We start from the raw sequence: 11,812 nt of genomic DNA on the forward strand, positions 1-11,812 counted from the left end.
ACGATATATCGGTAGTAGTCGTTCGGCAAGGCCGAATCTCAAGATCTTCTACTCGGTCCGCAGCGCCGTGGCGGTCCGGGCCTTCGCCGCCCATCCGGCCGGGAGCATCGCCCCGCACACCGCGACGGCCACCCCGCCCACGCCCAGCAGGACCAGCTCCAGCAGTCCGTAGACGTCCTCGATCTGCGACGGGGTGCCGCTGCCCGCGGTCCGCATCATCACCGGGATGATGTAGTCGTGCAGCGCCAGCCCGATCGGGACGCCGAGCGCGGCACCGACCAGCCCCGCCCCCACCACCGAGGACAGCACCTGGGCCACGGTCTGACCGGGCGTCATCCCGACCGCCTTGCACACCCCCAGGTCGTGCACCCGCTCCCGGGTGTCCAGGACCACCGAGTTGAGCACCCCGAGCCCGGCCACCGAGACCAGCATCAGGGTCAGCAGCACCGACATCGCGTCGAAGGCCACCACGACCGGGCTCACGTGCTCCGTCTCGTTCGCCTCGACCTGCACGCCGCTGGACTGCAGGGCGGTGCGGAGCCCGCTGGTGTAGGCCGCGACCTCGGTGCCCGGCTTGAGCACCACGTCGTAGAAGACCGGGTGCAGCCCGGGCTGGGCCCCGGCCAGCGTGGCCATGTCGGTGTTGATGGTCAGCCCGGCGTTGCCCGGGTCGAAGTCCTCGCCGACGATCCGCACCGGCACCTGCACGCCCTGGTCGACCAGGGTGACGGTGTCGCCGACCTTCGTACCGGTGGTGGTCAGGAAGTGCGTGGGCACCACGATCTCCCCGGGGCCGTGGAACCAGCGGCCGGAGATGAGGGCGAACGCCTCGGCGGAGGACGGCCCCTGGTAGAGCCGGACCCGGATCGTCCCGGTGCCGCCGGCCACGCTGACGGTCCCCTGGCTCTGCCCGATGGCCGCCGCGGTGCCCGGCTGGGCCAGGATGGCCGCCCGTACCTTCGCCGGATCCGCCTGCGCCGGAGCGCTGCCGCCCGCGGCGACCGGCGCCGGTCCGTCACCGCCGAGGAACACCGAGACCGGGATGCTGCCCTGCGGGTGCCGCGCGGTGGTCACCGCGCTGGCGGACGAGGTCAGCCCGATGGCGAAGGTGGCCGCCGTGGTCCCGAACACCACCGCGGCCAGCAGCGCCGCCGAGCGGACCGGTCGGGCGAAGGGCGCGGCCAGTCCCAGCGTCACCGCCCTGGGCAGCGGCAGCCGGGCCGCGAGGCGCTGCGCCCAGCGCCCCCGGCCGGTGCGCGGCGCGCGTCCCACCGCGAGCGCCTCCACCGTACGCAGCCGGCCCGCCCGCAGGGCCGGCACCAGCGCCGCCACGGCGACCAGGACCAGCGCGGCGGCCGGCACGGCCAGGTCGATCCACCAGGTCACCGCGGAGGCACTGCCCCCGTACATCTGCGCGGTGTCGCCCATCAGCGGCATCGCCAGCACATTGCCGAGCACCACCCCGATCACCGCGCCCACGCTGGACGGGATCAGCGCCTGCGCCAGATAGGCCCGGACCACCTGACCCGGCGTCAGTCCGATCGACTTCAGGATGCCGATCCTGCGGATCTGCGCGCCCACCGCCCCGCTGACCACGCTGGCGATGATGATCACCGACATCAGCAGGCCGAGCACTCCGAAGGCCAGCATCACCGGCACGAACAGCGCGGTGTTCTCGTCGGCCGCCAGCTTCACGTCCAGGTAGGACTGTGCGCTCACCATCGCGCCCTTGGGCAGGGCCGCCGCGATCGCGGCCCGGTCCGCGTTCACCTCGGCGGTGGTCGCCGCGGAGCTGAAGCGGTAGAGCATCTGCGCGCTGGTCGCCGCACCGGCCGTGCGCAGCGCGTCGATCTCGGCGGGGACCACCCAGCCGTCCGCGCTGTCGGTGACCGACGAGGCCAGGCCGACCACGGTCAGGGTGGGGCTGCCGGCCGCACCGGAGGTCTTCAGCGTGGTGCCGAGCCTGGTGTCCGGCCCCACCGAGTTGGCGTCCGTGGAGAGCACGATCTCCCCCGGCTTGGACGCCCAGCGCCCCGACCGCAGGGTGACGTCGTCGACGCCGCCACCGGCCGTGGCCCGTCCGACGACGGTCTCGGTCTGCTGGAGGTCGGCGCCGTCCGGACCGGGCGGGTCGATCTGCGCCACCTGGTACGGGCCCGAGCTAGCGGTCACCCCGGCCAGCCGCCCAGTGGCCGCGATCTGTTCGGCCGTCGCCCGGCCCTCGTCGAACTGCGCGGTCAGCTGCGCTCCGTGCTGCCGGGCGAAGGCGGTGTCGAACGGTGCCGACGCGCTCGCCATCAGCGACCCGGCGACCACCGCCGAGGCCACCGCCATCAGTACGGACAGGGTCATCACGATGGTCTGCACCCGCCGTCGGCCGACCCGGCCCAGCCTGATCCGCCCGCCTCCGCTGCCGCTGCGGCCCCGCCGCATCCACCCGGCGCTCATCGGACGACCTCCGCGTTCCTGCTGCGGTCCACCGCGACGTGCCCGTCCACCAGTTGGATGGTCCGCTCGGCGCAGGCCTCGGCGAGAACCAGGTCGTGGGTGACCAGGACCACGGTCTGGCCGCTGCGGTGCAGATCGACCAGCAACTGCCGCACCTCGTGCCCCGACGCGGTGTCCAGCGCCCCGGTCGGCTCGTCCGCGAGCAGCAGGGCCGGGCGGTTGACCAGCGCCCTGGCCACCGCGACCCGCTGCCGCTCGCCGCCGGACAGCCGGCCCGGGTAGGCGTCGGCGTGCTTGGCGATACCCAGCACGCCCATCAGCTCGGCCGCCCTGGTGGCGGCCTTCCCCCGTGCGCTGCCCGCGAGTTGGGCCGGGAGCAGGATGTTGTCCCGCACCGTCAGGTCGTCCAGCAGGTTGAAGAACTGGAACACCATCCCGATCCGCTCGCGGCGGAAGCGTGCCAGCGCCTTCTCGCCGAGTCCGTCGATCTGCAGCCCTCCGACGGACACCCGGCCCTCGGAAGGCCGGTCCAGCCCCGCGACCAGGTTCAGCAGGGTCGACTTGCCGCTGCCCGAGGGACCGGTCACCGCCACGGCCTCGCCCTCGGCGACGGTCAGCGTCACCGGACCCAGTGCCGGTGCGCCGGCGCTGTCGTAACGCTTGACCACGCCTTCCAGTTCGATCACATTCGCCATTGCCGGGCCCGTCCCTGTCGTCTCGTCCGTGTTGTCGTCGCCGCGGCTCTCCCCCGGCGGCAACGACGTTAGGAGCGCGGGCAGTCGGGCCGCGTCGGCCGTCGAAGCGACCTTTCGTCGGCCACGCGGACGACTCCACCCGGGGTCATCCCTGCGATGTACATCCCCCGGCGTCCGGGGTGATCAGCAAGACGGATGCGCCCGCGGCCGGAACGGCCGCAGAATGGCCCCATGGAACTGGTAGGAGGGCGCGACCTGCGCCGATATCTGCGCACCGTACTGCGTCCCGAGGGGCAGGCCGTCCGGCTGCCGCGCTGGTCCCGGCGGGCCGACGCGGTGTTCGCGGTTCTGCTCACCGTCCTCGTGCTGCTCTCCATGCGCCACGCCGTGATCACCTGGCAGGGGCCGGTCACCGCGTATCCGTTCCCACCGACGGCTCCGGTCCCGCCGCAGCCGGTGGACCTGACGGCCGTCCCGCTCACCCCGGACTGGCACCACTACCTGGCCGGCGCGGTGGCCGCCCTGGCCCTGGCGGCGCGGCGGCGGTACCCGCTGGTCGCCTTCTGGGTGGTGCTGATCGCCCTGCGCAGCGACTACTTCCTGCCGGTCGTGGTCACCCTGCTGATCAGCGGGATCGCCATCTGCGCGGCGGTCCTGCACAGCCGCAACCAGATCCCGGTGCTGGGCAGTCTCCTGCTGGCCGCGCTGCTGGCGACCACCATGTTCCAGAACGCGGACACGGCCGTGCCGCCGATGCTCATCCTGATGCTGGTCCTCGGTCTGATCGGTGGCACCGCCCGGTTCTGGCGGGCCCGGGTGGCCGCCACCCAGCTCCGGATCGCCGAGATCCAGCAGGCCCAGGAGACGGCGATGCGCCAGGCCGTAGAGGAGGAGCGCTCCCGGATCGCCGGCGAGCTGCACGATGTGGTCACCCACAACGTCAGCGTGATGGTCATTCAGGCCGGAGCGGCCCGAACCGTGTTGGACACCTCCCCGGAGATGGCCAAGGAGGCGATGCTCGCCGTCGAGGCCGGGGGGCGCGCGGCGATGGCCGAACTCCGGCACGTCATGGGCCTGTTGGCGGCCTCGGGCACCGGCGGCCGGCCGAAGGACCTCAGGGACGGCCGTCCCACCGCGGAGGAGCTGGTGCCGCAGCCGGGCCTGGGCCAGCTCACCCCGCTGGTCGACCGGGTCCGCGCGGCCGGGACCCCGGTCTCGGTGTCGGTGTCGCTGCCGTCCGAACCACTGCTGTCCGGAATCGATCTGACGGCCTATCGGGTGGTCCAGGAGGCGTTGACCAACACCATCAAGCACGCCGTCGGCGCGGCCTCCTCGGTCACCATCGGGCACTCCGCCGGGGTGCTGGAGATCGAGGTGGTCGACACCGGCGGCACCCCGGGGTTCCAGTCGCTGACCGGAAACAGCCGCGGCCTGCTCGGCCTGCGCGAACGGCTCGCCGTCTACGGCGGCACGCTTGACGCAGGGCGTACGATCAACGGCGGCTTCCGGGTGGAGGCCCGCATCCCTTTGGAACACACCCCTTCGAGCACGGCATGAGGCACACCGGATGAGGAGCACCGCGTGACCCAACCGCCCCTGCGCGCCGTCATCGCCGACGACCAGGCGCTGGTCCGCACCGGCTTCGGGATGATCCTGGCGGCCGACGGGATCGAAGTGGTGGCCGAGGCCGCCAACGGCGCGGACGCCGTCGCCGCGGTCCGGCGCACCCGGCCGGACGTGGTCCTGATGGACATCCGGATGCCCGAACTGGACGGCCTGGAGGCCACCCGGCAGATCATGGCCGGTGGATCGGACGGGACCAGGGTCCTCATCCTCACCACCTACGACCTGGACCACTACGTCTACGCGGCGCTGACCGCCGGCGCCAGCGGCTTCCTACTCAAGGACGTCACCCCCGAGCACCTGGTCGCCTCGGTCCGCCTGGTCCGCTCCGGCGACGCCCTGCTCGCCCCGACCATCACCCGCCGGCTGATCGAGCGCTTCGCACCCCGGGACGAGGTCAAGGCGACCCGGCACCGCGACCTGTCCGAACTGACACCCCGTGAGCTGGAGGTGCTGCGACTGCTGGCCACCGGCCTCAGCAACGCCGAACTGGCCGACCGGCTCACTCTCAGCGCCACCACGGTGAAGACCCATGTGGCCCGGATCCTCTCCAAGTTGGGCCTGCGCGACCGGGTCCAGGCCGTGGTCCTGGCCTACGAGACCGGCCTGATCTCCCCCGGCGCCGCGACGACCGACGCCTAGGTCCTGTCTGGGGTTCCGGCGCGGGCCGGCCACCGAGTGGCACGGCCCGCGCCGACCGGGATCAGCCGACGTTGAGGGCGGTGTCGTCCAGGACGAACGAGGTCTGGTCGACGCTGTCCTCGGCACCGGTGAACTTCAGGGTGACCGTCTGTCCGGCGTAGGAGGCCAGGCTGAAGCTGCGCTGGGTGTAGCCGGAGGCGGCGTTCAGGTTGGAGTAGGTGGCCAGGGTGGAGAGCACCGTGCCGGAGCTGTTCAGCAGTTGCACCTTCAGGGTGTCGTAGGCCGTGCTGGTGGTGGTCTCCGCGGTGTCGATGTGCAGGTAGAAGCTGAGCGCGTAGCTGGAGCAGCCGCTGGGCAGGGTCACCGACTGGGACAGCGTGTTGGTGGTGGTCGTTCCGTAGCCGTCCAGCCAGGCGTCGTAACTGCCGGTGCGGGCGGGCTCCTTGGTGCCGCTGTAGATGTTGCTGCTGGTGCTGGCGGTCCAGGGCGAGGCGGAGCCGGTCTCGAAGCCGGGGTTGCCGAGCAGCTGGCTGGAGGCGCAACTACCGGTCGAGGTGGGCGAAGCACTCGCCGAGGCGCTCGCACTGGCCGACGTGCTCGCGGAGGCGCTGGCCGAGGCACTCGCCGAGGCGGTGGAGGTGGAGCCGCTCGCGCCGGCGAGCCAGGCGGTGGCGTTCAGCGCGAGGGCGGCGTTGGTGGCGGTGGTGTCGTTCCACCCGTCGTACAGGGTGTTGCCCGACTGGCCGGTGCCGTCGTCGACGTCCGAGCTGTCGCCCCAGATGGCGACCTTGCCGGAGCCGAAGCCGCTGGTGACGAAGAAGGCGCCGGTGTTGCCGCTGTAGCCGCTGCGGTAGAGCAGGCCCTTGACCGCTGAGTTGTCGGCCGGGGTGAGCGTGAAGGTGGTGCCGTTGTAGAAGTCGCTGCCGGTGACCGTGCCGAAGCTGCCGTTCAGCACCGGGTTGGTGGAGTCGCTGATGGCCTTGGGCGTGCCCGAGGCGATGTTCAGCAGGTCGACCGAGAAGCCGAAGGGGTCGGTGCTGTCCACGGTGTTGTTGGTCATCAGGTCGTTGATGATCGCCGGGGAGTCGTAGCCGTCGCTGTTGCGGTCGCTGCCGGTGTGGTCGGAGATCAGGAACAGACCGCCGCCGTTCTTCACGAAGTTCATCAGCGCGGTCTTCTCCGCCGCGGTGAACAGCGTGTTCGGCTCGTCGATGACGACCTCGTTGAAGTTGCTGAGGTCCAGGGAGGCGCTGGTGCCGTAGGTCAGCGCGCTGGTGGTGGTCTTCAGGCTGTAGGAGCCGGTCTTCTGCAGGGCGACGCCCCAGCTGGAGAGGGCCCCGGTCCAGTCGGTCTCGACGGACGGGCTGGTGTTCTGGGCCAACGGGTCGGGCATGCTGGTGCTGATGATCCAGTCGGCGTTGCCCGCGGTCTCCGCGTGGCCGTCGTCGAACAGCACGTTGTACTTGGTGGCCGCGTGCGCGGTGGGGGCGACCACGGTGACGCCCACCAGTCCGGCACCGATCGTGATCGCTGCGGCGAACACGGCGACCAGCCGCCGGTCCTTACCAACACCCGTCATGAGTGCTTCCTCCGATTGGAGTTGACGACGCGTCGGACAGGGGTATCCGCGCGTAGACTCGGAGTATTCGCGCGTAGACCCGACGGTGGATAGGTCTCGTGGGTTAAAGATTCTTGACGATCTCATGACATCGCAGGTCGCAGCTTGACGCCTGCCCGAATCCACAGGAAAGCCGCCGGCGCTGACAGCGCCGGCGGCTCGATCGGTGCGCCTGGTCTCACTCCGCCTGAGTGTCCGACGGAGCCTCGGCCTCCGGCGCCGCGTCGGGTCCCGCCGCGCCGGATCCCGCCGCATCGGGTCCCTGTTCGCGCACCTCGCGGACGTGCCGCAGGGCGTCCCGCAGGTCACCGAGCCAGGCGTCGGCGTTGGCACCGACCTGGCGGACGCACCAGGCCAGCGCATCGCTGCGGCTGCGGGCCACGCCCGCGGCCACCAGGGTGTCCAGCACCTGGCGCTCGGGCTGCCGCAGCCGGGTCATCGCCGGCACGGCGAGGTGGGTGAACATCACCCGCTGGTCCCCGTGCAGCACGCCCCAGGAGACCTTGCGCCCGTAGCGCCGCTCAGCCTCCTTGGCCACCGACATCCGCTCGCCCCGGGTCCGCTCCCGGAACTCGCCCACCGCCCGCTCCGCGGACTCCCCTGCCGGAATCCGGCCCACCACCGTGATCTCCTCACGGTCGGCCTGGATCTCCGGCGCCTCCTCGAACAGCCCCTCGGGCAGTCGCTCGGCGAACCACGCCGCCACCGACTCCCCGGTCTTGCCGCTACCAGTCATGAAATCACCATTACATGATTACAAGGTCTGGCCAAGGCTTCTGACCCGAGCGGCGATGAGCCGTCAGCGAACAGGTACGGCAGTGCGCCTCAGGTAGGCAGCCAGCTCACGTGCCCGGCCAGCAGCACGTACCCGACGAACGCGACCGTGTCGATCAGCGTGTGCGCGATCGCCAGCGGCGCGACCCGGCGCCAGCGCCGGTAGAGCAGGCAGAAGATCACGCCCATCACCACGTTCCCGGCGAAGCCGCCCACCCCCTGGTAGAGGTGGTACGACCCGCGCAGCAGCGCACTGGCGGCGACGATCGCGGGCCAGGACCAGCCCAGCATGCTCAGCCTGCGGATCATGTACCCGATCACGATCACCTCCTCCACCACCGCGTTCTGCGCGGCGGAGAGGATGAGCACCGGGATGCGCCACCAGACGTCCGGCAGCGAGCTGGGGATCACCGTGAGGTTGAAGCCGGCCGCCCGCGCGCCCAGGTAGAGCAGCAGCCCGGAGCCGCCGATGCCGGCGGCGATCAGCACCCCGCGGCCGAAGTCCCAGCCGGGCCGGGTGAGGTCGAAGCCCAGCGAGCGCAGCGACGCGCCCTCGCGCAGCAGCAGGTAGCCGACCAGCACCACCGGCACCAGCGGGGTGGCGATGTCGAACAGCTGCCAGCTGAGGTCCAGCCAGGGACGCCCCGGGGCCAGTGAACCGTTGAGGGTCGCGGTCTGGGTGTTGAGCGCGGCCGGCGCGGTCAGCGACCCGATGAAGCTGATCAGTGCGCTGACACCGCTGGCGCCCAACGACAGCCCCAGCACGATCAGCAGTTCCAGCCCCATCAGCCTGCGGGTGAGCCGGACCGGCGCGGGCAGCTGGGTGGGCATGCTGTCCTCGCCGTTGCTCCAACCCCCCGGGGGACGCCCCCCGGCATCCCCGTGCGACCCCCAGCCGGCGATCCTCATGCGGGCGAGCTCTACGAGGCGAAGCGGAGTGGTCACGGGGTGTCGTCTCCCACGCGGGCGCTGGCTGAACGGTCGATTCGGACGATCATCGCACAGCGGACTGAGCCTGCCGCCGTCAGCGCACCGGCCAGGTGTGCACCGGCTCGCCCAGCCGCATCAGCTCCATGTAACGCAGCGTCATCCGCTCCAGCGCGGTCCTGCGGTCCAGCCCGCCGCGGTCCCGCAAGTCGTGGAAGACGGCGCTCTGCCAGGCCGCCCCGTTCATCCCGGTCCGGCAGCGGTCCTCGATGATCCCCAGGTAGCGGTCCCGGTCCACCGGTTCCAGGCCCCAGGCGTCCAGCCCCTGCCCGGCCAGCGGCAGCAGCTCCTCGCGGACCAGTTCCCGCACCGGCACCTGGGACACCCCGCCCCCGGCGCGCACGGCCGGTCCGCGCGCCCCGAAGCGTCCGCCGCGCGGCCACCACTGCGCGGCGTCCAGGCCGTACCGGGCCGCCTGGTGGAAGTTCTCCGCGGCCAGCGCGAAGGGGAGCCGGTTCCACACCGGTCGCGGCTGGTCCGCGAGAGCACGTACCAGTCCGTAGTAGAAGGCCGCATTGGCGAGGGTGTCCACCACCGTCGGACCGGCGGGCAGGGCCCGGTTCTCCACCCGCAGATGCGGTACTCCCTCGGCGACGTCGTAGACGGGCCGGTTCCAGCGGTAGATGGTGCCGTTGTGCAGCCTCAGCTCGCGCAGCGCCGGGATGCCGCCGGCGGTCAGCACCTTCAGCGGGTCCTCGTCGTCGCAGATCGGCAGCAGCGAGGGGAAGTAGCGCAGGTTCTCCTCGAACAGGTCCAGCGGCGAGTCGATCCAGCGCTCGCCGAACCAGGTGATCGGCCGCACGCCCTGGACCTTGAGTTCCGCCGGACGGGTGTCGCAGGCCTGTTCGAAGAGGATCGGCCGGGTCTCCCGCCACAGCTCCCGCTCGAACAGGAACGGCGAGTTGGCCCCGAGCGCCACTTGTGGCCCGGCCAGCGCCTGGGCGGCGTTCCAGACCGCGGCGAAGCGGTCCGGGGTGACCTGCAGGTGCAGTTGCAGCGAGGTGCAGGCGGCCTCGGCGACGATGGAGACCGAGTCGACCCGCATCCGCTCCACCCCGTCGATGTCCAGGGCGATGTCCTCCCCCCGGGCGGCCAGGATCCGGTCGTTGAGCAGCTGGTAGCGGTCGCCCCTGGACATGTTGTCCAGCACCGCGTGGTCGCTGGTCAGGGTGGGCAGGATGCCGACGGTGACGATCCGCGCCCCGACCTCGGCCGCCTTGCGGTCGGCGTAGCGCAGCCCGGTGTCGATCTCCTCGCGCAGGGTCTCCAGCACCCGGCCGCCGAGCCGGTGCGGGGCGATGTTGACCTCGATGTTGAAGCGGCCCAGCTCGGTCTGGAAGTCGCCGCTGGCGATGGCCGCCAGCACCTGTTCGTTCAGCATCGCCGGGTGCCCGGACTCGTCGGCCAGGTTGAGCTCGATCTCCAGGCCCATCACCGCTCTCGGACGGTCGAAGCGCCGCTCACCCAGCATCAGTTCCAGTGCCTCCAGGCACTGTCGGAGCTTCCTCCGGTAGAGCTGGCGGTCCGCCAGATCAGAGCCGGCGGCGGCGACCTTCTCCCCCATGCGCGGTGTCCTCCTCGGTCGGCGTCAGCGCAGGCATCATGCCCAGCCTGGAGATCGATAGCCCGCAGACGGGGCATGTGCCAACCTCACCTTGTGTGTACGAACGTTCTCGAACCCGCCTTGCGGCCACACACGGTGGGTAGTAGAAGAGTCACGGCGCGCATCCGTTCGTATAGAATCGCCCCCACGGGTGAGTACGAATGCCTCTGTCCGCAAGCTCGTCCGAACCGCTCGTCCGCATCGAGCACACGATCGAATCACCGCTACAGCGTCTGAAGCACTCCCGGAGCCCGGTGCCCTCCCCTCCGCACCGAAGGTTCCGCCGTACGTCCCCCGCTCCGCCTGTCTCTGCCTTGAGAGGCGATCCCTCATGCCACTGACGATGCCCCAGCCCCCCGCCGCCGCCCTGCGAGCCGTCCGCGCCGCGATCGACTCCCCGACCACGGTCCGCGCGCTGCACAGCACTGCCGGACGCCGCCGCGGCGGCGTCCTCGTGGCCTCCCACGCACTCCCGGTCCATCTCCTCGATCCGGCGACCGCGACGGTGGCGACGCCCAGCGCCGACGCCCTGGCCGAGACCACGCGCACCGGCTGGCGCTTCCTGGTCATGGACGGCGAGGAGGTCGTGGCGGCGGCCGAGACCCGCGTCGCGGAGGGAGGGCACACCTTCTCGCACTTCGCCGGCGGCCCCTACCCGCTGGCCACCCTGCGGGCGCTGCGGCAGGCCCAGAAGCACACCGCGGGGTCACCGACCGTGTTCCTGCCCCGGTTGCTCTCCGTGCCCGGCCACTACATGACGGCGCTCTGGCTGCACCCGGTGCTCGACCGGGCACAGAGCGCCGACGTACTGATCCCGCTGGCCCCCGCGCCGCTCGGGGTGACCGCGCACCTGCCGCACGACGCGGACGAGCTGCTGTCGCTGCTCTCCCTCGGCGGCAGTCGGTTGCTCACCGTGACCACCTGAGTACCGGCTCCCCCGCCTCTCACCCGAAGTGACCATGCCGAGCATGGTCACTTCGGTGCGTCCCGGCGTCCGAAAGGGTGGTCCGTACCCGAGTCCGGTGACGCATGTCACCAAATGGCTGCGGGAGCGTCCCCGTCCGTCGACACTGGGAACCAGCGCGGGCGGCTTCAGCTTCTACCCGGGAAGCAGGCGGTTCACACCTTCCGAAGCGGACCGCGCGGTGACCAGCAACTGCGAATCGAGGGTACGAGCTATGTGCCAGCACCGTCCTGAGTGCCCGTCGGCCGACTCCACCGACCGCGAGGCCGCCGTCGTCGTGGCCAGCTACCCCGAGCAGGGCTGGAGCCTGCTGTGCAACGGGGTCCTCCTGTTCGAGGACACCGGCGAGATCCTCCCCGACGGCCGGGTGATCGCCCCCCACCGAACCCTCGCCGCAGCGGCATAGCAGCAGCGCCCCAAAGGGGCGCGGGGAACTGCGCGACCAGCCACGCACCAAG

At 71.4% G+C, this 11,812-nt stretch carries 10 protein-coding genes; 4 read left to right on the forward strand and 6 right to left on the reverse strand.

Features of this window, described 5'->3' with window-relative positions:
* Positions 1-48: 48 nt before the first annotated feature.
* Together IF29_RS0139045 and IF29_RS0139050 are read right to left on the reverse strand one after the other, a co-directional pair.
* Positions 49-2,448 (reverse strand): ABC transporter permease, encoded by a 2,400-nt coding sequence (locus IF29_RS0139045; RefSeq protein WP_232242825.1) that lies wholly within the window; start codon positions 2,446-2,448, stop codon positions 49-51.
* Positions 2,445-3,143 (reverse strand): ABC transporter ATP-binding protein, encoded by a 699-nt coding sequence (locus IF29_RS0139050; RefSeq protein WP_030266446.1) that lies wholly within the window; start codon positions 3,141-3,143, stop codon positions 2,445-2,447. Before IF29_RS0139050 ends, IF29_RS0139045 begins: the two co-directional genes overlap by 4 nt.
* 231 nt (positions 3,144-3,374) lie before the next feature.
* Here IF29_RS0139050 and IF29_RS0139055 point away from each other — a divergent pair, with 231 nt between their 5' ends.
* Positions 3,375-4,700, forward strand: coding sequence for a sensor histidine kinase (locus tag IF29_RS0139055; protein WP_030266449.1), 1,326 nt, complete (start codon positions 3,375-3,377; stop codon positions 4,698-4,700).
* A gap of 24 nt (positions 4,701-4,724) precedes the next feature.
* Complete coding sequence (locus IF29_RS0139060) at positions 4,725-5,408, forward strand: response regulator (protein ID WP_030266452.1); 684 nt, start codon at positions 4,725-4,727, stop codon at positions 5,406-5,408.
* Between the two features lie 61 nt (positions 5,409-5,469).
* Here the strand turns inward: IF29_RS0139060 and IF29_RS0139065 are convergent, their stop codons facing one another.
* From IF29_RS0139065 to IF29_RS0139080, 4 genes are all read right to left on the reverse strand, one after another.
* Entirely contained in the window at positions 5,470-6,987 is a 1,518-nt protein-coding gene (locus IF29_RS0139065; RefSeq protein ID WP_030266456.1) for a hypothetical protein, read from the reverse strand.
* A 217-nt stretch (positions 6,988-7,204) separates the two neighbouring features.
* Positions 7,205-7,762 (reverse strand): hypothetical protein, encoded by a 558-nt coding sequence (locus IF29_RS0139070; RefSeq protein ID WP_030266458.1) that lies wholly within the window; start codon positions 7,760-7,762, stop codon positions 7,205-7,207.
* An 89-nt stretch (positions 7,763-7,851) separates the two neighbouring features.
* The gene (locus tag IF29_RS0139075; RefSeq protein ID WP_030266461.1) at positions 7,852-8,631 is read right to left on the reverse strand and encodes a CPBP family intramembrane glutamic endopeptidase; all 780 of its coding nucleotides are present in this window, start codon (positions 8,629-8,631) and stop codon (positions 7,852-7,854) included.
* A gap of 193 nt (positions 8,632-8,824) precedes the next feature.
* On the reverse strand, positions 8,825-10,351 hold the full coding sequence (locus tag IF29_RS0139080) for a glutamate-cysteine ligase family protein (RefSeq protein WP_030266464.1): 1,527 nt from the start codon (positions 10,349-10,351) through the stop codon (positions 8,825-8,827).
* 382 nt (positions 10,352-10,733) lie between these two features.
* Here IF29_RS0139080 and IF29_RS0139085 point away from each other — a divergent pair, with 382 nt between their 5' ends.
* Positions 10,734-11,315: a hypothetical protein gene (locus tag IF29_RS0139085; RefSeq protein ID WP_232242827.1), complete on the forward strand. Its 582-nt coding sequence runs from the start codon at positions 10,734-10,736 to the stop codon at positions 11,313-11,315.
* Positions 11,316-11,568: 253 nt separating this feature from the next.
* A complete protein-coding gene (locus IF29_RS0139090; protein ID WP_030266472.1) occupies positions 11,569-11,760 on the forward strand; it encodes a DUF5999 family protein in 192 nt (63 codons plus the stop codon).
* Positions 11,761-11,812 lie beyond the last annotated feature (52 nt).

This window comes from Streptacidiphilus jeojiense (assembly GCF_000719095.1).
Lineage (GTDB): Bacteria > Actinomycetota > Actinomycetes > Streptomycetales > Streptomycetaceae > Streptacidiphilus > Streptacidiphilus jeojiensis.